This is a genomic window from Francisella adeliensis (assembly GCF_003290445.1).
GTDB classification, from domain to species: Bacteria; Pseudomonadota; Gammaproteobacteria; order Francisellales; family Francisellaceae; genus Francisella; species Francisella adeliensis.
Genome location: NZ_CP021781.1, coordinates 650506 through 671594, shown reverse-complemented (window position 1 = coordinate 671594; position 21089 = coordinate 650506). Strand labels below are relative to the sequence as shown.

Here is a 21089-nt window from a genome sequence, read left to right as displayed (position 1 = left end):
ATATATGAACAAAACCAAGTTTACACTAGAACCTTACGACAACGACTCGCTTGGTATTCTTTGTGGTAATTTAGAAGAAAATATTCGTGCAATAGAAAATTATTTCAATGTTGAGATTAAACATCGAGCAGATGAATTTGAGATAGAAAGTAACTCTAGTGCAAATAACACTCAAGCTCGCAGATTTGTAAAATCTTGTTATGCTGAAATTTTAGGTGGTAGTACACATCTTGATTTAGAAGAAATCTCAACTATTCTAAATGCTACAGCAAAAGAGCAAACAAATGAAACACCTCGCCCACGAGAGTCAGCAGAAGGTGAAGTACAACTTCGCAGTAAAAAGCTTAGAGCTCGTACGCAAAACCAAGCAGCCTATCTTGATAACATCAAAAATAACTTTGTAACATTTGGTGTCGGTCCTGCTGGTACAGGTAAAACATACCTTGCGATTGCTTGTGCTGTAGCTGCTTATGAACGAGGTGAAGTGCGTAGAATTGTACTAGTCCGCCCTGCTGTAGAAGCTGGTGAAAAACTAGGCTTTTTACCTGGAGATCTTACACAAAAGATTGATCCATACTTACGCCCAATGTATGATGCTTTATTTGACTTTATGGGTGTTGAAAAAGTCACAAAGCTTATTGAAAGACAAGCTATAGAAATTGCACCTCTAGCTTATATGCGTGGTAGAACTATCAATGACTCATTTATAGTATTAGATGAAAGTCAAAATACTACAAAAGAACAAATGAAAATGTTTTTAACAAGAATTGGTTTTAATACTACAGCTGTTATTACTGGTGATGTAACTCAAGTGGATTTACCAAAAAATGTAACTTCAGGCATGAAAAATGCTCTTAAAATACTTTCAAATGTTGATGGTATTGGTATTAATTATTTAAAATCTGTTGATATTGTCCGTCATGAAATAGTTCAAAAAATTGTCAATGCTTACGATAAACATGAGAATAATAAATAATGGCCTCCATAGAATCAAACTTAGATTTAAATATCATCAATGATGATGAGTACCCTATACCCTCTACAGATAAACTTTTAAAATGCTTTGAGTTAGTAACAAATCATAGCGGACTAGAGCTTGCAAGTGTAAATGTAAATATTGTTTCAAATGATGAAATCCAACAAATAAACAGTGATTTTCGTAATAAAGATAAACCAACTAATATTATTTCTTTTGAGTTTGAAAAGCCTGAAGGACTACCTGATGAAATTGCTAATGATTTTTTAGGTGATATAGTTATCGCTCCAGACGTCTTAAAAAAAGAAGCTATAGAGCAAAACAAACCCCTTGATAACCACTGGTGTCATATATTTATACATGGATTGCTACATTTGTTAGGTTTTGACCATATAGAAAATAAGCAAGCTGAAGAGATGGAAAGCTTAGAGATAGAGCTTTTAGCTAAATTAAACATAGCTAACCCATATAACTAATAAACTAAAAATTATAAAGAGAACAAAATGTCTAGTGATAATGACTTAATAAAAAAAGAAAAAAGCTCTTTCATGAAGAAATTTATATCAAATATTTTCAACATAAAAGATGAAGATGATCTTATTGATATAATCGAAAAAGCTACTGATAATGAAGTCATAGATAAATCATCTCAAAGCATGATTCTTGGAGCTATGAAAATATCATCTCTTGATGTAGGAGATATTATGATAACTCATACAAAAATGATTTCAGTTGATATGTCAATGTCAGTCAGAGAAATGCTTGAAAAAACTATTGGTTCTACTCATACTCGTATACCGGTTTATTGTAAAAATAAAACAGAAGTTTTAGGTATTTTACACTCAAAAGACTTATTAAAATTAATTTTTGATATAGAGATACTTGGTGCTGTAGAAACACAAATTCAAACTAAAGATATTCAAAACATTCTTCGCCCTGCAATATTTATCCCTGAGACTAAAAAACTTAACTCAATGCTTAAAGATTTTAAAAATAGTCAAAATCATCTAGCAATGGTAGTTGATGAATATGGTGCAATTTCTGGCTTAATAACTATAGAAGATATTTTAGAAGAGATTGTTGGAGATATTGAAGATGAGTTTGATACTATCGATGAGAATATTTCCAAGATGGCTGATGATAAATACTTAGTCGATGCTACAACGGCTATTGAAGATTTTAACGAATACTTTAATACATCTATAAATGATGAGAATGATTTTGATACTATTGCTGGGATGATTATTCAAACACTTGAATATCTACCCGCAAAAGGAGACAGTATAGTTGTAGATGGCTTTAAATTTACTGTAAATGAGGCAGATAATCGCAAAATCATAAATGTACTAGTTGAGAAATTTAAAAAATAATGAAAAGAAAACTACTTAAAGCAATTCTTATAATATTAAGTGGTGCGGTCTTAACACTCGCTTTTGCACCATTTCGCATCGATATACTCGCTATAGTTGGACTATGTATATTTTTTTACTTACTTAGTAATACTACAAGTCTAAAACAAGCTTTTTGTCGCTCATTACTTTTTGGTATAGGCTTTTTTGGTACTAGTATTTCTTGGGTTTATGTATCTATACACTTATTTACAGAATCAATAGCTGCAGGTACAGCAGCAGCTGTTGCATTAGTCATACTTTTAAGCTTTTTACATATAGTCCCTTTTGCAATTTGCAGTTATTTACTAACAAAAAACTCAAGGAACTATATCAAACTTATTGTATACCCTGCTCTTTGGACACTTTTTGAAATTGTAAAAGCAAACCTGCTTTGGGGTGGCTTTCCATGGGTTTCTATTGGGTATTCACAAACAGAGTCACCACTAATATGGTTTGCAAATATTGGTGGCGTTTACCTTGTAAGTTATGTAGTGGCTTTTATCTCATGTTTGATAGTATTTTACATGCTACCAATCATACAAGACAAAAAACTTAAAAAGCCTCTAATAGCAATTATCATAATTGGTCTACTATATTTATCAGGAGCTATAATTTCTATCATACAACCTGATTACCATACAAGTAAAGAACAAAAAGTAACTCTCGTACAAGGGGATTTTGGTCAAGGTTTCAAATGGGAGCGAGATAATTTCATAAAAATGAAAGCATACTACAAGAAAATCGCTGAGCAACATCAAAACTCTTTGATTATTCTTTCTGAAAATGCTGTAACTTCTTTTCGCCAATATCAAGTTCCGTACTTTAATGAGCTTACAGATATAAATATCGAAAACAATAATGCTATGCTAGTTGGTTCATTAAATCTTCAAAAGGTTAGTGATAATACTTCACACATTTATAATAGCTCTATAATTGTCGGTAATGGTCACGGAGTATACAACAAACATCACCTAGTACCATTTGGTGAATATTTCCCAATCAAATTCTTTGGCTATGTAGACAGTGCAGGTCTTAGTAATTTTAATCAAGGAAGATACATACAACCATTAATGGATGCTTTTGGTACTCCTTTAGCAAACTTCATGTGCTATGAGACAGCTTACCCTGAGCAAATCCGTGACCAGTTACAAGGTGCCGGCTATATCTCAATTATAAGTGATGATTCTTGGTTCGGTGACTCTATTGCTCGCTATCAGCAGTTACAAATATCAGAGGTACGAGCGATAGAAAACTCTAAATTTGTATTATCAACTACAAGTAATGGTATAACGGCTATCATTGCTCCTGATGGTACTATCACTAAACAGATACCGAAAGATATTCGTGCTAATCTTGAGGGCAATATTTATATCAATCATTTTAAAAGTATCTGGGGGTCTTTAGGGATGAGTATTATTTATATCCTTATATTATTCTCTATATTTCTAACTATAGTCCTTAAAATCTCTACAGAAACTAAAAAATACATCACTCTAAATTAAACTAACTATTCCTATCAGTTTAACCTCATTAAAATTGACTGCAAGCTCCAGTATTATTAACTCAAAATATCTTAATAAAAAATAATTTCGTTAGAATATGCTGCTTTTTATTTGACAATGATAATATAATAACTTAACATTTCGTTACTTCGCGAAACATGGTTGTAAACATGAAATTACTTGATATAGTTGATTTCCAAAAAGCACTCGGAGAGGAAACAAGGATAAGAATACTGATGGCAATATACCAGCATGAGCTATGCCTCTGCCACTTATCTCATGTTTTTAATCTTGCCAACTCAACCCTTTCAAAGCATTTGGATATACTAAGGCGTAACAGTTTTATCTTTAAACGTAAACAAGGGAGGTTTCACTACTTCTTCTTTAATGATGCATATGAGGGACAATTAAAATGGCTACTTAGATCCTTAAGTGAAGACGAAACCATTCAAAAAGACCTAAAGTCTGTTCAGCATATGATCAACAACAACCTTGAACATCTACCAGAAATACATGCAAAGCAGGTGAAATTATGACTACAGAATATATGAATTTTAAAGTATATGGATTAGATTGTATTGAAGAAGTAACCATAATTAAAAAAACTCTCGGCAAAAAAATATCTCAAGATAATTTAGAGTTTGACCTACTTAACGGCAAACTACTCATAAAAAAAAATAATGAAAGCAATGAAGTAGCTTCAAAAGAAATAATTAATTTAATCAAAAAAGCAGGGCTGAATGCTGTACTATGGGAAGATTTCATTAATAAAAATAAAAATGAAACATTTCTTAAAAAAAACGTACGATTAATAACAACAATAATCAGTGGAATATTTATCTTAATCGCATACCTATATCATGGTGCTATAGATGGCTTCGTACATGCTTTTATAGCTGAAGATGCTAATACGTTAACTTTAGTCAGAGTTTTTTACCTTTTAGCTATAGTATTTGGTAGCTGGTTTGTGGTTCCTAAAGCATATGCAGCAATCAAAAGATTCAATGCTGATATGAATTTGCTAATGTTAATTGCTATAGTTTGTGCTGTTACTATAGGTCAACTGTTCGAAGCCTCAATAGTTAGCTTTTTATTTTCGTTGTCTTTGCTATTAGAAGCATGGAGTGTTGGTAATGCTCGTTCAGCTATAACGAAACTTTTGAGCCTCACCCCTGAAACTGCATTAGTTTACTGTAATCATGATAAAAAGTTTGAAGAGAAATTAATTGCTGAAGTTAATATAGGCAAAACTTTGCTAGTGAAGCCAGGTGAAAGAGTTGCTCTTGATGGCGAGATAATTAAGGGGAACAGCTTTTTAAATCAGGCTCCTATAACTGGAGAATCTATACCTGTAGCTAAAAAAACAGGTGACATAGTATTTGCAGGTAGTATTAACGGAAACTCTCCGCTAGAAATAAAAACGACTAAAACCTCTGAAACCTCATCTATCGCAAGGATAATCAAAGCTGTAGAGCAAGCCCAATCAAAACGATCAGAATCTGAAAAATGGGTTGATCACTTTGCTAAAATTTACACTCCTATTATGATTATACTTGCAATCGCAGTAGCTACTATCCCCCCATTGATTTTTGATGGTAATTGGGGTGTGTGGGTTTATCAAGCAATTGTAATACTAGTTATAGCATGCCCTTGTGCATTGGTGATATCTACACCTATATCAATAGTATCATCACTAGCAAGTGCTGCTAGAAATGGAGTCCTGATAAAAGGTGGGTCCTATATCGAGGTTCCAGCAAAACTTAAAGCAATAGCTTTTGATAAAACAGGTACTCTTACAACTGGTAGTCCAATCCTCAAGAAAATTATAGCTTTAGATAATATCTCGAAACAAACGATTATACAAATAGCCGTAAGTTTAGAAGAAAATATTGATCATCCAATAGCTAATACTATTAAAAATTACGCAATAAACAAACAAATAAGACCTCTGAAAACTAGCGATATACAAATTATAGAAGGTAGAGGGGTTTGGGGTAAACTTCAAAATGAGAATTATTGGCTTGGAAGCCATGCTTATTCGCATGAAAAGAACATGTGTAACGATAAAGAGTTGCACAGTAAAGTTTTAATACTCGAAGAACAAGGTTATAGTTTAATTTTCATTGGAAATGATTCCAAAATAATTGGAGCTATTGGTGTACAAGATGCCTTAAAAGTAAATATTACAGATGCATTATTAGATTTAAAAAACGTCGGCGTAGATGAAACAATAATGCTTACTGGAGATAATTATGGCACAGCTAAAAATATCGCAAAACAAAGTGGAGTAGATAACTTTTATGCTGAGTTATTACCTGAAGATAAGGTCACAAAAATTCAAGAATTAGTTGGTAAGTATAAACATGTCGCTATGGTAGGAGATGGTATAAATGATGCACCAGCATTTGCAAGCTCAAACTTAGGAATTGCCATGGGCGCTATTGGAAATGATATAGCTATAGAAACTGCCGATGTAGCATTAATGTCGGATGATATATCTAAACTACCATGGTTGATCAATCACTCTAGAAATACACTTAAAATCATAAAACAGAACATCTCTTTTGCTGTTGGATTAAAAGTATTATTTATTGGTCTTGCAGTTATGAATTTGGCAACTCTTTGGATGGCAATAGCAGCTGATATGGGAGCTACTTTTTTAGTTATAATGAATGCTTTGAGGCTACTTAAAGTAAAATAATTCCATCAACAATTACTCTAAGAAAAGACCAATACATAGTTTTTATAATGATCTATAGCTTACTTGATGCACTAAAATCAGTCTTTTTTATTTACTGCTACATTTGTAAGATATACACCTAAAAAAACCACCCCACCAAAAAGTAAAGCTAGCATTGAGATTGTTTCTCCACAGAAAATAAAACCGATTAAAATGACTAAAAATGGCAACATATTTTGGAAAACTGCAGTCTTATAAACACCTATCTCTTCTAATGCTCCCAAATACCATACATAAGCGATAACAGTAGCGAAAACTGAGATATAAAGTATGCTAGCCCAAAATGTAAAATCAGTATGAGCTATTTGCGAAAAATCAGACTTAAATCCACATATCACACCAAACATTAGCATTCCTACTATAGCTCCATACGTATTTATAGTGATCATCTGAACACCTTCTCGAACACAACATTTACCAAGAATAGCATATGATGCAAAACAACAAACGGCTAATATACTAAGAACTTCTCCAAAATTTATCTCAATACCATTAAGACATTGAGAAACATCTCCACCTGCTGAAAACATCACAACACCTACAGTCCCAAGCAATGCTACTAAAATCCCTGCTTTAGCCTGACTATTTATATGTAGTTTAAACACTATACAAGATGCTACTGTAATCAGACAAGGTGAGAAAGCATATATAATTGCAACGATATTTCCAGAAATAAGTTTTTCAGCCCATAAAAATGTAAGGTTATACAAAAACACACCGAAGAAACCTACAGCTATAACATATAACCATTGCTTTATATTTAGTTTAGGGAAAAAAGTTTTAGTATAATGATAATGCACTAATAAAAATATAATGGATGCAAAAAGATATCGGAAGAAGCCAACTAAGTAAAGATCCACATAACCTAATGGAATAGGAGCTATGTGATATAGGCTAGCCCAAAAAGTAAGAGCAAGCATTATTTTGCTATAGCCCTTAATTAGATTTTTATTCATGTTATTTATACGTGTTATTTATTTTGTATCAGATACTCTACTATATCTGGGTTCAATAGTGTAGAAATATCACCAAAATTATCATAATCAGAAGCAGCGATTTTTCTTAAAATTCTACGCATAATTTTACCTGAACGAGTTTTTGGCAGCTCTGGAGTAAACTGTATAACTTCAGGTGATGCTACTGGACCTATTTCTTGTCGTATGTATTTAGTTAAACTTTTTCTAATTTCAGCAAAATCCTCTTCTGAACACTTACTACTATCTTTTAGTATACAGTAAACATATATTGCTTCGCCTTTAATCTCATGAGGCATACCTACAACAGCACTTTCTGCTACCTGTGGATGAGTGTTTAATGCAGATTCTATCTCAGCTGTTGCCATTCTATGACCAGAGACATTAATTACATCATCCATGCGACCTTCTATCCAAATATAACCATCTTCATCACGTCTAGCTGCATCTCCTGAGAAATAAAATCCTTTAAAACTACTAAAGTAAGTCTGTAAATATCTATCATGGTCACCATAAATAGTTCTGGCCATTCCCGGAGTAGCTCGCCTAATACATAAAGCTCCCTTTCCAATACCTTCTATCTCGTTACCATCAGTATCAAGTAAAGCTACATCAACACCAAAAAATGGCTTTGATGCTGAGCCTGCTTTTAATTTATGAGCCCCAGGTAAAGGAGCTATCATATGGCCACCTGTTTCTGTTTGCCACCAAGTATCAACTAATGGCGCTTGATTATTACCACCTTTCTCGACGAACCAATTCCATGCTTCAGGATTTATTGGCTCACCTACAGAACCTAATACTCTAAGTGATTTCCGTGTTGTATTTTCAAGATATTGATCACCAACTTTTAATAGTGATCTGACAAGTGTTGGTGCAGTATAAAGTATGCTAACATTATGCTGGTCTACCTCTTGCCATAGTCTTGAAGCATCTGGATAAGTTGGAACACCTTCAAATATAACAGATGTAGCACCATTGGCTAAAGGACCATAAACCACATAAGTATGTCCTGTTATCCAACCAATATCTGCGGTACACCAATACACATCATGATCTTTATAGTCAAACACAAGCTTATGAGTCATGCTTGCATAAACTAAGTATCCACCACTGGTATGAACTAGCCCTTTAGGTGCACCTGTTGAGCCTGATGTATAAAGCATGAACAATGGCGTTTCAGCTTTAAAAGACTTTGGCTCATGCTCATTAGAAACCTTTTTTAATTCTTCTGCATAGCAAATATCTTTTTCAGCATTCCATGTAATATTCTCTGTCTCGGTATTTTGTACAACTAATACTTTTCTGATTCCATCAACTTCGGATACTACTTTATCAACACCAGCTTTCATTGGAATTCTCTTGCCAGATCTTACAGCTTCATCTACTGTTATAATAAAGTCACTTTTTGCATTGATAACTCTTTGCTTTAATGATTCTGCTGAGAAGCCACCGAATACAACTGAATGTATTGCACCAATTCTAGCACAAGCTAGCATAGCGTAAATCGACTCTGGCACAAGTGGCATATATATAGTAACAACATCACCCTTTTTAACACCATTTGCTTCAAGAATATTCGCCATTTCACAAACACGATGATATAGCTCACGGTATGTTATTTTACGAGATTTTTTAGGGTTATCTGCTTGCCAGATAAAAGCCACTTGGTTAGCTCTTTCAGGTAAGTGTCTATCTACACAGTTATAACAAACATTTAGTTCACCATCTTCAAACCACTTTATATCGACCTTATCAAAGCTGCTATTGCAAGCTTTTGTAAATGGCTTATCCCAATGCATACGATTAGCTTGCTTTGTCCAGAAATGCTCCGGATTTTCAAGAGATTCTTTATAAAGCTTCTCATAAAGATCATTATCTATATATGATTTTTCAATAAATTCTTTTGATACCTGAAATTTTGAATATGACATGTTTGTTACTACAAAATAATTTGCACATGATTTCATAGTAGCATATTTATTTTGCTAACTGAAGTTAGTAATGTTAAGGATACTTATATTTTTTCTTTGGATTTCATAGATGATTTAACCTATTTGCATTAGTGCAATAAGGCTATTGATTTGATGCAAATGTATTTACTTAAAATATAGACTACCTATTTTCGAGGTAATCTTTAAATTTATCGCCTAATTCTTTATGTTGTAATGCAATTTCATAGTTTGCAATTAAAAAACCAAGCTTATCACCACAATCATAACGAGTGCCTTTAAAATCATGTGCTATAATTTTTTCTTCAAGATCAACAAGCTTAGCAATCGCATCTGTTAATTGTATCTCTCCACCAGCACCTTCTGATGTAGATTCAAGACACTTAAAAATCTTATTTGGCAATAAATAACGTCCAACTACAGCTGTAGTTGAAGGGGCTTTTTCTGGAGCTGGTTTTTCAACTATTGCTTTAATTATATTTTCATCATTTTTAGCAACTATACCATATGAGTCTGTTTTATTTTTAGCTACTTGTTGAGTCGCGATACAACCTCTTATATCTGTACCCTCAACAGTTTTGACCATCTGTTTTAAAGCACCAGTACCACAATTATGATTATAAATAAGATCATCAGGCAATATAACTGCAAAATCTTCTATGCCTACTAATGGTTTTGCACATAGCACTGCATGCCCCAAACCTAAGGCTTCAGGTTGACGAACAAAAAAGAAGCTAATATCTTTAGGAACAATATTTTTAACCATCTCTAATAATTCATATTTTTGCTTTTTTTCTAATGAATATTCTAACTCAAAGTTTCTATCGAAATGATCTTCTAGTGACTTTTTATTTGAGCTTGTTACAAATATAAGTTCTTTACATCCTGCCTCAATAGCTTCTTCTACTGCATACTGAATAAGAGGCTTATCTACTACTGTAAGCATTTCTTTAGGACACGACTTAGTTGCAGGTAAAAACCTAGTACCCCAACCTGCTACTGGAAATACTGCTTTTCTTATTTTCACTATTTTACTCCTTTATAATGGACAATAAAGATTTACACTAATATTAAATCCTTTAAATTCAAAATTATCAATAATTTGTGAATACTTCTTAAGATCATTTGACCTTTTAACAAAAAGGTCGACCTTAATGACATCATCAAAATAATAAATTGACATATTTTTTCCTAAAATAAGACTTTCTTCTAAACCATATTCTTCTAAAAACTCTGCTATAGCGGCATAAATTTCTTTTCTTGATGGTTCAAAACTCTCTAGCTTAATAACTCCATCTTCATGGTCTGTAACATCAATATGTACTGTTATATCTTTAATATTCTCAATGTTGTGATAAATATTACTCTTAACAATTTCTGCAAAATAATGCCCCTCTGAAGCTGTACTATATTTATCTACTATTACATGAACATCAAGCATGATTTTGCCTGCCATTTTTCTAGTTCTCAGATAATGAAAATCTTCAACACCTTCAGTATTAGCTATTATTTCTCGGATTTTAGCGTTTGTTTCTTCATCAACACCCTCATCAATAAGTTCAGAAACGGCTGAATATCCCCATTTCACACCCATCTTCACAATCATATAACACACTATAAACGCAGCTAAAGCATCCATCCAAGCGTAGCCATATAATGCACCAGCAAGACCAACTAATACAACAACAGATGACCACATATCTGAACGGCTATGCCATGCATTTGCTCTGAGCATGTCTGAGTCAATTTTATTTGCAGCTCGCATTGTATACTGGTAAATAAACTCATTTCCAAATACAGAAAATATTGCGGCATATACTGTAAACTTATCTGGTGTAGTGTATCCACCATCAATCAGAACAGACAATGAGTGATAAACTATCATAAAACCTGCAGCTATAAGTAGTGCAGATATAACTAATGTTGCTATCGTTTCAATTCTTTCATGTCCATAAGGATGATTTTCATCCTCTCCAATACTTGCATATTTAGCTGCAAATAAAACCATCACATCACTTATAAGATCTGATAGTGAATGTACGCCATCAGCAAATAATGCTGGTGATCTACCAACTATCCCTATTAACATCTTTACAAATGCTAATAATGCATTTATAAACATTCCAACTATTGTAACTTTTTTCGTAATTTTATATCTATCTTCTGACATGATTTAATTATATTCTCTTGAGTGTTTGTAAATATTTTTTAGCTTTATTTGTGTTTTTTTAGTCTTTAGTCATTACAGCTTTAAATAGTATAACATGAGCTACTATAGAAAAAACTATAGTTCCAACCCACCATAGCAAAGGACTAGTCAAACCATGGACTGTAACAAAATATGCAGCATATATTGAAATCAAAAATTGTAGTGTTGCCATCACCAAGCCAGGATTCCAACTTTTGCGTTTAACACCTTCTGCTATATGTGTCAGGCAATTCATTATACTAAATATTATGATTAGCAAACCAAAACCTATATTTATAAAACTTAACGCTCCAAATATAGCAAATGCTAGCCATACCATCAAAATATTTATCCAGAAAATCTTAATGTCTGTAAGCTTTTCTTTCCCTGTAGGAAGACCCATAACTTTTTGGTTCATAAAATCTTTAAACCCACCTGGGATATAATGCTCTTCTGTCTGATGAAATAAATATAGTGGAATATTCAATAAAGCCCAAAAATGAGGATCAGCCAAAGAAAAGTTTATAAATAAAAGAGTTATAAAAACTATTCCTGCCCACGGAGTTATTTTTGCCCAATTTTGATTTTTTGCTAAGAAATTAATCATATGAAATCACTGTTCTACAATTTTGGATAAATAATACATTGAAAGGTATATTTAGGCTATATATTTTTAGAGATTAATAGAATTTAAATATAAAAAAAATAAAATAACTATTTACAAATATATTTAAAGAAATATAATACATGAATGAAAATACATAAATAAAAATATATGTATTAAACCTAAATTATAGAGAGAATTTATTATGTCTACCAAAAAACAAACTAACTGGACATTTTTAACAAATCATTCTCATATTCTCTATCTCATTAATAGTAATCCCAAAATTACTATTAGAGATATGGCTATCAAGGTTGGGATCACTGAAAGAGCTGTCCTAAATATTCTAGGTGACCTAACTGAGACTGCCTATCTAAAAGTTACCAAAGAAGGTAGAAATAATTGCTACAGCATAAATAAAGATAAAAACCTTCGTCATCCTATAGAAGAGCATTGCACAATTAAAGATTTTTTTGATGCTATAAGTAAATCCTAATCATTCAAACCACACATTTATTGCTAGTTACTTATATTTTTTATCCCTATTTATAAAATAAATAATAAAGCCTGCCAATATGGTATAAATACAAATCGTATTTACAATATTGTTACTAGAAAGACTTATTATACTAGCAATTATTCCTGATAACAAAAACTGTAATAAACTTATTCCTGCTGAACCTTGCCCTGATAACTTGGGCACAGAACTAAGTGCAAGAGTTAAGCTACTAGGCCTAAGAATAGTCCCTCCTAAAATCATCATTAATATAAATATCGTAAAAACATAAATATTAGAATACCCTATAAAATTAAACACTAACAATGACACCGCACTCAATAGCATAATTACAGCTCCTATTTGAATAATTTGAACATTGTTGTATTTGACACTTAACATGTTTGTGATAAAACCACTGATAGATAAGGCTAAACCATAAAACACCATAAAAAGACTATATACAAAGAGATTATACTTCATTTGCACTACTATTATATAAGATGACATAATTACAAAACAAAAATGAACAGAATAACCTAGTGCATACTGTGTATTTCGTCTCATATATTCAGGGCTATACCTAATAAGATCATAATAATTTCTAACTATTTGTTTAGAACTTATCTTATGAGGTATTGCTGTTTCTTTAAAGAAAAATATTATTAATACCAGTGTAATAAGGAAAACCACTGAACTTAAAACAAATGTACCCCTCCATCCACAAAAGTACACGAGAAATGAACCTAAAGCTGGTGCTAATGAAATAGTTACTCCAGCTACCATTGTTATATACCCTCTCAATCTGGTAGCTACAACCCCGTCATGTAAATCTCTAATTATTGCGTTAGCTACAACGACACATGATACTCCAACTGCTTGCAATATCCTAAATAACAAAAATTGCCAGTAATTCTGAGCTATTCCACATAAAAGAGTTGATATAACTGCTAATAATAGTCCAAATACTAATATAGGCTTTCTACCATACTTATCAGATAATGGGCCAGCAATTAATTGTGATATAGCAAAAGTAATTGAAAATATAGTAAAGGTCCAGCTAATTGCCATATTACTTACATTCAAAGAATTTATTTGTTCTGGAACTCCTGGTAAATAAATATCTAAAGTAAATATTCCCGAGATAGCAATAAGTGTAAGAATAAATCTAAACATGAAGTTCTTGTGATTGCATATAAAGCCTATCTTTTTTCCATTTCAATTTTTGTAATTTTTCTAAATCCTTGTGGTAGAAGAACTCCTCCACCAGAGGCTTTATCAGTTGAGTAGGTATCAATATTTTTACTATCAATACGAATAAATCTTTTGCCTGCTTTTAGGATTACTTCAGTATTTTGCGGATCAAAGAATTTGATAAACTTAAGTTTATCTTTTTTATCTAATTTAATAATTGATTTACCTTTTCCTCTTTTCATAATAGCAAAACTAGCAAAATCACGAACTACCGCTCGACCCTGAGAACTTAGAAGAAGTGCTTTTAGAGAACTATCAAATGGCTCAAATTCACTAACCTCACTAGCATCAAAAATGTTTTTCCCTGTCACTTTATTTACTATCAGATCATTAGCCGGGATAACAAAACCTTTACCCTCAGTACTTGCTAGTAAGAAATACTCAGCAGAATTTACAAATGATACACCTATAATCTCATCATCTTTATCCAGTGGAATATAAGTAGTAATATGCTCTCCATAACCACGAGCTGAAGGTAGTTTATCTATAAACATAGAGTATGATTTACCTAGCTTAGAGAAAAATACTACTCTAACATTACTGTTGCCTGATGCAGCCAAATAATGACTGTCTTCGGGCTTATAGTTTAAACCTGTTGGATCAATATTTTCACCTTTAGCACATCTCAACCAACCTGCTTTAGAAAGTAGTACTGTAACTTTTTCATTAGGAATAAGATCTTTTTCTTCTAGTGCTTGAGCTTTCTCAACAGCGATTATCTGTGAGCGTCTATCATCGCCAAAATCTGCTAAAATTTGCTTGAACTCTTTTTTCATTAAGTTTCTAAACTTAACTTCACTATTTAGATAACCTTCTAAAAGCAACCTTTCTTTCTCTAATTCTTGTTGCTCTTTCCTAATTTCAAACTCTTCAATTTTAGCTAACTTTCTCAAACGGATATTCAAAATTGCTTCTGCTTGAATCTCAGAAAGTGAAAATCTAGTTTGTAACTCAGCACTAGCATCATCGTAGTTGCGGATTATCTCAATAACTTCATCAATGTTTAAAAAAGCTGTCAACAAGCCATCAAGTATATGCAGTCTTGCAAGAACTTTATCTAAGCTGGTTTGTAACCTTCTTCTTAAAGTCTGCTTACGGTACTCAAGCCATTCTTGTAAAATATCTAGTAAATTTTTAACTCTTGGACGATTATCAAGTCCTATCATATTCATATTTACACGGAAGCTTTTTTCTAAATCCGTTGTTGCAAGTAAATGCCCCATCAACTTAGTAGTATTTTTCTTAGTAGTACCAGAATATAAAACAATTTTAATAGGGTCTTTATCATCGGATTCATCTTGAATATTTTTGATCCAAGTAATTTTTTGAGCTTTTAGTTGGTTTGCAATTTGTTCCATAACATTTGCACTTGCTACCTGATGAGGTAATTTCGAGATAACTATATTCCCATCACTATCAAAATCATAAACAGCTTGCTGTCTTATTGAGCCAGCTCCAGCTTTATACACTTCTGCTATCTCCTCTTTAGAGGAGATGATATTTGCACCACCAGGATAATCTGGAGCTGAAACTATCTCTAAAACATCATCTATAGTAGACTTTGGATTTGATAATAAATGCAAGCAAGCATTTATAACTTCTGTGATATTATGCGGCGGAATATATGTAGACATTCCCACAGCGATTCCCATTGCACCATTAAGCAAGATATTTGGTACTTGCGCTGGCAACAACTCTGGTTCGTCCATTGTACCATCAAAGTTTTTCTTCCAATTTACCGTACCTTTTTTAAGCTCTTCTAAAAGTAGAGTCGCATATTTAGATAGTCTAGACTCTGTATAACGCATTGCAGCAAATGACTTAGGATCATCTACTGACCCCCAGTTACCTTGACCATCTATAAATGGATAACGATAAGAAAATCCTTGTGCCATAAGAACCATTGCTTCATAACAAGCACTATCACCATGTGGGTGATATTTACCTAAAACATCACCGACTGTACGAGCTGACTTTTTATACTTAGATAAATGACTAAGACCAATCTCACTCATTGCATAGATTATACGCCTTTGTACTGGTTTTAAGCCATCAGAAATATGTGGTAATGCTCTATCTAAAATTACATACATCGAGTAATTAAGATAGGCTTTTTCGGAAAACTCACCAATTGTTTGTTGATTTTCTAATGTTGAAAATAAATCCATTTATTGTTTTATAAAATTTTAGATATAGTTGCCGTAGATTATACCAATTCCGTATCAAATTGGCACATTTATCTCAAAGGAGTTGAAACCTAATTTAGTTTTTTAGTCTGTGGGTAAATAGCAACAACTATCATCTAACACCAAAGATTAAAATAAGCGTGAAGCGCAAAGAGAATATATACCAATTTATATTGAAACTGGTATTACATATTAAATGTAGTTTCAATACTACGAGATTTAAAATAGTTAAATACCACTAATTATTTATAACAATTGAGAAGAGAAGCTGTACAAGAGTCTAAGCAGCTCATATCTATAGTTGTAACAGCAGGAACTACAGTTGCAGGAATTCTAGTTGGGGGATGAGAAATAGGCTTCACACCAAGAGCACCACTATAATAATAACACATGGCATTTGGTGATTCACATGGATATCCTCCTATCAAATTCTCAATATATCCACTTTTTTTGGGACAAAAACATTGAGCTGGTGTTGATACAGCTTGTACTAGAGTAGTTAAACCACAATCTTTTTTACATTTTGCAAATTTTGCCTCACAATTATTTTCAGCATCAACTATACTACTGTTAACTATATTGCCTTCTTCATCTTCCTCTCTTATTCTATCTGAGCAAGAAGACAAGAAAACAACCACTAACATAATAAATAACTTTTCTAAAGAATTGATATAATAAAACATATAATAATATTATCACCATAAGATCAAACTTGATGCAGTGTATCACAAAATAAACTAAAGATCTAAAATTTTAAAGCATAACGATAAACTATAGTTTCAAGCTCTTTAGAAAATACAAATTTATTTCTTTTTAAAAAGTCTAAAGTCTTAGAAATATCACTAAACTCGGACAATGCCCATGCCTGAATATTATAATCATAAACAGCTTTTGCCTTTAGGTAACGACTTTTGCCAGACCTACACTCTTGAGTAAGAAAATCTGTTGCAGGAAATTTTATATTATCTGTCCATTTTTATCATATACCGCAAGTTTTCCATAGTTTTTGAGCGTTGAAATTTGCTCTTTAACGCCTTTAAAATCTTCCCACGCAAGTAATGCTTTTTCAGCATTCTCTTTTTCACGATACTTTGAAGCACTTTGGTTATAGTTCTGTTTAAGGGTATAAGACTCATCTTTTAAAGAATTATACTTTTCTAGCAACTCTTTATAGAGTTTGTTTAGAGTAAACTGTGAAATTTCGAGACTATTATTTTTATTAGAAACATCAGATTCTGTTTGGCGTATTTTTTGAGTCTGTTCACTAATCTCAGAAGCTATAAAATCAGCTAATTCTATGACTCTTTTACGAACTTTAACTGGGGCTGCATTGATTAAGCACATCTGTACAACTTTGTAAGCACTGAGTGTTTTCAGTTGTTTCACCAGGGGTTATTCCACCTGGGATAGTTTTGCCAGGGGTGAAATCCTCAAGCCCTGCTATTCCAGCAGATGATCCATCAGGGAAAGTCATTTCGCATTGAGCAGTTACTGAACACACACCTTGTAATTGAACTGTGGAACCAGCTGGCAATCCTATTTCATCCGGAGTTGGACAAGTACAGATTGGTGGAATGACTACATCTGACTCTTTTTGTAATGCATCTGGCTTACAAGTCTCATTACATTGAGTGAAAGCTGCATCACAAGCTTTTTGCTGTTCTGCTTTCTTTTTTGCATCATTAGAGCATGATGATAAAAGCATCACCGATATCGCAAGTGTCATTAGTATTATTTTTTTCACAGTAGTATTTTGATAGTATTTTGATAGTATTTTGATAGCGGTTATTATACATACTACATACATAATTTACAATAAATATTCTTAAAAAAAACATAATGTAAATATATACTTAACCAAACAGGTTCATCTTCTACTCCACAGCTAAGTCTTCCTTATTGTAGTTTAACGATAAAAAACACACCCCACCGACAAAGTCGGTACTCCTCTCTAGAGGGGAATAATTATACCTAAAGCTAGATACGATTCTCTTCTTGAGAGCAGTAAAGACTCGTTGTTTGAAGCAAAGAAAACAGTAATACCCACGAAGGTGGGTATCATTTTAAGTATATAAAATATAGAGAAAAGTTTAGGAGATTCTCACTTTCGTGAGAATTACAGATTGAATTACAACTATAGGTAAAACCTGCTAATATGGGCTACACTGGTTAAGTGCATCTGTACAGTTTTGTAAGCACTGAGTGTTTTCAACAGTTTCACCAGGTATTGTTGTTCCTGGAGTTGTTGTTCCTGCGGTATAGCTAGCAACAGGAGCTATTCCGATTTGTGCTCCGCCTGAGTCTCTTATTATACATGCAGCACCTGCTGTACACGCTCCTTGAAGAGTTGAAGTACTACCAGCAGGAAACCCTGCAGCAATAGGATCACCACAAGTACAAGTTGCTGGTGTTGTTATTGCTGGAGTTACTGTATCTGGATTTGTAATAGGAGCACAGCCATCATTACATGATGTGTATACAGCATTACACTTTCTTTGTTGCTCTTCTTTCTTTTTTGCATCATTAGAGCATGATGTTAAAAGCACTACAGATAATGCAAGTGTCATTAGTATTATTTTTTTCATAGCAGTATTTTGATAGTATTTTGATACCAACATTATATCCCACCACATATAAACTTTACAACAAGTATTTCTTAAACAAATATAATAAGAATATTTGTTTTAATTAACTGAATTTTTATTTTGATGATGAACTATTGTTTCAAGCTCTTTTGAGAATACAAACCTATTTCTTTTAAGAAAATCTAGAGTTTTTGTAATCTCACTAAACTCGGACAATGCCCATGCCTGAATATTATAATCATAAACAGCTTTTGCCTTTAGGTAACGACTTTTGCCAGACCTACACTCTTGAGTAAGAAAATCTGTGGCAGGAAATTTTATAATTATCTGCCCATTTTTATCATAAACAGCAAGTTTTCCATAGTTTTTGAGCGTTGAAATTTGCTCTTTAACGCCTTTAAAATCTTCCCACGCAAGTAATGCTTTTTCAGCATTCTCTTTTTCACGATACTTTGAAGCACTTTGGTTATAGTTCTGTTTAAGAGTATAAGACTCATCTTTCAAAGAGTTATACTTTTCTAGTAACTCTTTATAGCGTTTATTTAAAGTAAGTTGCGAGATTTCAAGGCTATTATTTTTGTTAGAAAGATCAGATTCTGCTCTGCGTAGTTTTTGAGTCTGTTCACTAATCTCAGAAGCTATAAAATCTGTCAGTTTATTTCTTAAACTTACAACTAGCTCTTTTTTATCGATACCAAAATCAGTAAATGACTGTTCGAGCAATGTTAATAATTTATCTCGTTTTGGGGCTGTTTCAACAACTTGCTCATTTTTAGCAAGATCATAAGCTTTAAATCTTGATTCCTTATATACAGTAACTTTCTCAATCAAATCAATCATCGAAATATTACTACCAATAAGCTTACGAATCTTATTGACAGTAATTTCTTCATTCTGCAATCTTAATAAATCACATTTCTCATTGACCTGTTGTTGAGTTACAAGTTCAGCCATACTACTTTTCTTCTTCTCTCAAAGTTAGTACTTCATAGCCATCTTTTGTGACAAGTATAGTATGCTCCCATTGTGCAGATAAAGATCTGTCTTTTGTAACAGCTGTCCAACCATCTTTTAAAATTGAAACTTTTCTTTTACCTATATTTATCATCGGCTCAATTGTAAAAGTCATGCCCTCTTTCATCTCAGGACCTGTGCCTGCTTTACCATGATGCATAACTTGTGGTGCCTCATGAAACTTTGCTCCAATACCATGACCACAAAACTCATCAACGATTGAGTAACCAAATTTTTTAGCATACTTTTCAATAACAGCGCCAATATCGCCAAACCTTGCTCCAGGTTTTACAACCTCGATACCTTTCCACATACACTCATAAGTAACCTCAACAAGTTTTTTAGCCATAAGTGTCGGTTCACCAATCATAAAAGTTTTACTAGAGTCGCCATGATAGCCATCTTTTTTTACTGTGACATCTATATTTACTATGTCACCTTTTTTAAGTTTTTTATCAGCAGGTATACCATGACAAACTACATGGTTTATAGAAGTACAAACAGCTTTTGGAAATGCTCTAGGATCAGAACTATCGTAACTTGGATAAAAAAGTGGTGCTGGATATGCTTGTTGCTCATTAACAATATAATCATGGCACATTTTATCAAGAGCTTCAGTAGTTACACCTTCTTTTACATGTGGTGTTATCATTTCAAGAACTTCTGCAGCAAGCTTCCCAGCTATACGCATTTTTTCTATTTCTTCAGGTGTTTTTATCGTTATATCACTCATTAAACTGCTTTCTATTCTTTTGAATTTAAGATATATATTATAAACCATAGTCCTACTGATATATACTCAAATAATGATAAAATTACCTATTCGCTAGATAAATAAGCATATAAAATGTCGATCAAACAAGCTCAAAAAACAGTTGCTGAACTTTTTAAAGATATACCTCACCCTCGCCTAGCAAGCTATATAGCTCTTACTGAAGAAGTCGGTGAACTTGCTAATGAAATAATGAAAAAAGAGATATATGAAGAAACAAACCATAATGAAGATATAAAAGCTGAGATGACTGATGTATTAGTATGTTTGCTAGAGTTAGCAAATCTTTATGATGTTGATCTAGATCAAGAGTTAGATAAAAAGATAACTTCTCTAACTCCCCGAGTAAAAGAATGGCAAAGTATCAAAAATTTACTAAAGGTTAAAAGAAATAAACTAGATTAATATTCTAATATCTAAGGCTAATTTATAATCTTTATATTGATAGCTTATCA

The 21089-nt window shown here is 32.7% G+C and carries 20 protein-coding genes and 1 pseudogene; 8 read left to right on the top strand and 13 right to left on the bottom strand.

Annotated elements, in window-relative coordinates:
• Nucleotides 1-4: 4 nt before the first annotated feature.
• The 6 genes from CDH04_RS03235 to CDH04_RS03210 all read left to right on the top strand — a co-directional run bounded on the left by CDH04_RS03235 (nt 5) and on the right by CDH04_RS03210 (nt 6570).
• Entirely contained in the window at nt 5-976 is a 972-nt protein-coding gene (locus CDH04_RS03235) for a PhoH family protein (protein WP_112869659.1), read from the top strand.
• Nucleotides 976-1452 carry an rRNA maturation RNase YbeY gene (gene ybeY, locus CDH04_RS03230; protein WP_112869658.1) on the top strand — a complete coding sequence of 159 codons (477 nt, stop codon included), beginning with the start codon at nt 976-978 and terminating at the stop codon, nt 1450-1452. Before CDH04_RS03235 ends, ybeY begins: the two co-directional genes overlap by 1 nt.
• Before the next feature lie 27 nt (nt 1453-1479).
• A complete protein-coding gene (locus tag CDH04_RS03225) occupies nt 1480-2346 on the top strand; it encodes a CorC family transporter (RefSeq protein WP_112869657.1) in 867 nt (288 codons plus the stop codon).
• Complete coding sequence (gene lnt, locus CDH04_RS03220; RefSeq protein WP_112869656.1) at nt 2346-3869, top strand: apolipoprotein N-acyltransferase; 1524 nt, start codon at nt 2346-2348, stop codon at nt 3867-3869. Before CDH04_RS03225 ends, lnt begins: the two co-directional genes overlap by 1 nt.
• Before the next feature lie 170 nt (nt 3870-4039).
• The gene (locus CDH04_RS03215; RefSeq protein WP_112869655.1) at nt 4040-4405 is read left to right on the top strand and encodes an ArsR/SmtB family transcription factor; all 366 of its coding nucleotides are present in this window, start codon (nt 4040-4042) and stop codon (nt 4403-4405) included.
• Complete coding sequence (locus CDH04_RS03210; RefSeq protein ID WP_112869654.1) at nt 4402-6570, top strand: heavy metal translocating P-type ATPase; 2169 nt, start codon at nt 4402-4404, stop codon at nt 6568-6570. Before CDH04_RS03215 ends, CDH04_RS03210 begins: the two co-directional genes overlap by 4 nt.
• A gap of 77 nt (nt 6571-6647) precedes the next feature.
• Here the strand turns inward: CDH04_RS03210 and CDH04_RS03205 are convergent, their stop codons facing one another.
• The 5 genes from CDH04_RS03205 to CDH04_RS03185 form a co-directional block, all read right to left on the bottom strand.
• Nucleotides 6648-7565 (bottom strand): DMT family transporter, encoded by a 918-nt coding sequence (locus CDH04_RS03205; protein WP_112869653.1) that lies wholly within the window; start codon nt 7563-7565, stop codon nt 6648-6650.
• A gap of 14 nt (nt 7566-7579) precedes the next feature.
• A complete protein-coding gene (gene acs, locus CDH04_RS03200) occupies nt 7580-9517 on the bottom strand; it encodes an acetate--CoA ligase (protein WP_112870879.1) in 1938 nt (645 codons plus the stop codon).
• Nucleotides 9518-9698: 181 nt separating this feature from the next.
• Nucleotides 9699-10562: a UTP--glucose-1-phosphate uridylyltransferase GalU gene (gene galU / locus CDH04_RS03195; RefSeq protein WP_112869652.1), complete on the bottom strand. Its 864-nt coding sequence runs from the start codon at nt 10560-10562 to the stop codon at nt 9699-9701.
• Nucleotides 10563-10574: 12 nt separating this feature from the next.
• Complete coding sequence (locus tag CDH04_RS03190) at nt 10575-11705, bottom strand: cation diffusion facilitator family transporter (protein WP_112869651.1); 1131 nt, start codon at nt 11703-11705, stop codon at nt 10575-10577.
• A gap of 58 nt (nt 11706-11763) precedes the next feature.
• Complete coding sequence (locus CDH04_RS03185) at nt 11764-12330, bottom strand: HXXEE domain-containing protein (protein ID WP_112869650.1); 567 nt, start codon at nt 12328-12330, stop codon at nt 11764-11766.
• A gap of 202 nt (nt 12331-12532) precedes the next feature.
• On the opposite strand from CDH04_RS03185, the gene CDH04_RS03180 reads away from it, so the two are divergent.
• Nucleotides 12533-12823, top strand: coding sequence for a winged helix-turn-helix domain-containing protein (locus tag CDH04_RS03180; RefSeq protein ID WP_112869649.1), 291 nt, complete (start codon nt 12533-12535; stop codon nt 12821-12823).
• Between the two features lie 27 nt (nt 12824-12850).
• Here CDH04_RS03180 and CDH04_RS03175 read toward each other — a convergent pair whose 3' ends face one another.
• The 8 genes and pseudogenes from CDH04_RS03175 to map form a co-directional block, all read right to left on the bottom strand.
• A complete protein-coding gene (locus CDH04_RS03175; protein WP_112869648.1) occupies nt 12851-13999 on the bottom strand; it encodes an MFS transporter in 1149 nt (382 codons plus the stop codon).
• A 26-nt stretch (nt 14000-14025) separates the two neighbouring features.
• On the bottom strand, nt 14026-16245 hold the full coding sequence (parC, locus tag CDH04_RS03170; RefSeq protein ID WP_112869647.1) for a DNA topoisomerase IV subunit A: 2220 nt from the start codon (nt 16243-16245) through the stop codon (nt 14026-14028).
• A 260-nt stretch (nt 16246-16505) separates the two neighbouring features.
• Nucleotides 16506-16907 (bottom strand): hypothetical protein, encoded by a 402-nt coding sequence (locus tag CDH04_RS03165; RefSeq protein WP_162699189.1) that lies wholly within the window; start codon nt 16905-16907, stop codon nt 16506-16508.
• Nucleotides 16908-17008: 101 nt separating this feature from the next.
• Nucleotides 17009-17490, bottom strand: a pseudogene (locus CDH04_RS10110) (hypothetical protein); the annotation flags it as partial.
• Between the two features lie 88 nt (nt 17491-17578).
• Nucleotides 17579-18007, bottom strand: coding sequence for a hypothetical protein (locus CDH04_RS03155; RefSeq protein ID WP_162699188.1), 429 nt, complete (start codon nt 18005-18007; stop codon nt 17579-17581).
• A gap of 406 nt (nt 18008-18413) precedes the next feature.
• Nucleotides 18414-18896: a hypothetical protein gene (locus tag CDH04_RS03150; protein ID WP_112869643.1), complete on the bottom strand. Its 483-nt coding sequence runs from the start codon at nt 18894-18896 to the stop codon at nt 18414-18416.
• A 51-nt stretch (nt 18897-18947) separates the two neighbouring features.
• Entirely contained in the window at nt 18948-19802 is an 855-nt protein-coding gene (locus CDH04_RS03145; RefSeq protein ID WP_112869642.1) for a hypothetical protein, read from the bottom strand.
• A gap of 1 nt (nt 19803) precedes the next feature.
• On the bottom strand, nt 19804-20595 hold the full coding sequence (gene map, locus CDH04_RS03140; protein ID WP_112870878.1) for a type I methionyl aminopeptidase: 792 nt from the start codon (nt 20593-20595) through the stop codon (nt 19804-19806).
• Nucleotides 20596-20709: 114 nt separating this feature from the next.
• On the opposite strand from map, the gene CDH04_RS03135 reads away from it, so the two are divergent.
• Nucleotides 20710-21039, top strand: coding sequence for a MazG nucleotide pyrophosphohydrolase domain-containing protein (locus CDH04_RS03135; RefSeq protein ID WP_112869641.1), 330 nt, complete (start codon nt 20710-20712; stop codon nt 21037-21039).
• Nucleotides 21040-21089 lie beyond the last annotated feature (50 nt).

Coding starts and splice junctions, on each gene's coding strand:
- CDH04_RS03185 (WP_112869650.1), bottom strand. CDS start 12,330: ATGATTAATTTCTTAGCAAAAAATCAAAATTGGGCAAAAATAACTCCG.
- CDH04_RS03205 (WP_112869653.1), bottom strand. CDS start 7,565: ATGAATAAAAATCTAATTAAGGGCTATAGCAAAATAATGCTTGCTCTT.
- CDH04_RS03135 (WP_112869641.1), top strand. CDS start 20,710: ATGTCGATCAAACAAGCTCAAAAAACAGTTGCTGAACTTTTTAAAGAT.
- CDH04_RS03235 (WP_112869659.1), top strand. CDS start 5: ATGAACAAAACCAAGTTTACACTAGAACCTTACGACAACGACTCGCTT.
- parC (WP_112869647.1), bottom strand. CDS start 16,245: ATGGATTTATTTTCAACATTAGAAAATCAACAAACAATTGGTGAGTTT.
- CDH04_RS03180 (WP_112869649.1), top strand. CDS start 12,533: ATGTCTACCAAAAAACAAACTAACTGGACATTTTTAACAAATCATTCT.
- CDH04_RS03190 (WP_112869651.1), bottom strand. CDS start 11,705: ATGTCAGAAGATAGATATAAAATTACGAAAAAAGTTACAATAGTTGGA.
- CDH04_RS03145 (WP_112869642.1), bottom strand. CDS start 19,802: ATGGCTGAACTTGTAACTCAACAACAGGTCAATGAGAAATGTGATTTA.
- map (WP_112870878.1), bottom strand. CDS start 20,595: ATGAGTGATATAACGATAAAAACACCTGAAGAAATAGAAAAAATGCGT.
- CDH04_RS03210 (WP_112869654.1), top strand. CDS start 4,402: ATGACTACAGAATATATGAATTTTAAAGTATATGGATTAGATTGTATT.
- CDH04_RS03225 (WP_112869657.1), top strand. CDS start 1,480: ATGTCTAGTGATAATGACTTAATAAAAAAAGAAAAAAGCTCTTTCATG.
- CDH04_RS03215 (WP_112869655.1), top strand. CDS start 4,040: ATGAAATTACTTGATATAGTTGATTTCCAAAAAGCACTCGGAGAGGAA.
- lnt (WP_112869656.1), top strand. CDS start 2,346: ATGAAAAGAAAACTACTTAAAGCAATTCTTATAATATTAAGTGGTGCG.
- acs (WP_112870879.1), bottom strand. CDS start 9,517: ATGTCATATTCAAAATTTCAGGTATCAAAAGAATTTATTGAAAAATCA.
- CDH04_RS03165 (WP_162699189.1), bottom strand. CDS start 16,907: ATGTTAGTGGTTGTTTTCTTGTCTTCTTGCTCAGATAGAATAAGAGAG.
- CDH04_RS03175 (WP_112869648.1), bottom strand. CDS start 13,999: ATGTTTAGATTTATTCTTACACTTATTGCTATCTCGGGAATATTTACT.
- CDH04_RS03150 (WP_112869643.1), bottom strand. CDS start 18,896: ATGTGGTGGGATATAATGTTGGTATCAAAATACTATCAAAATACTGCT.
- ybeY (WP_112869658.1), top strand. CDS start 976: ATGGCCTCCATAGAATCAAACTTAGATTTAAATATCATCAATGATGAT.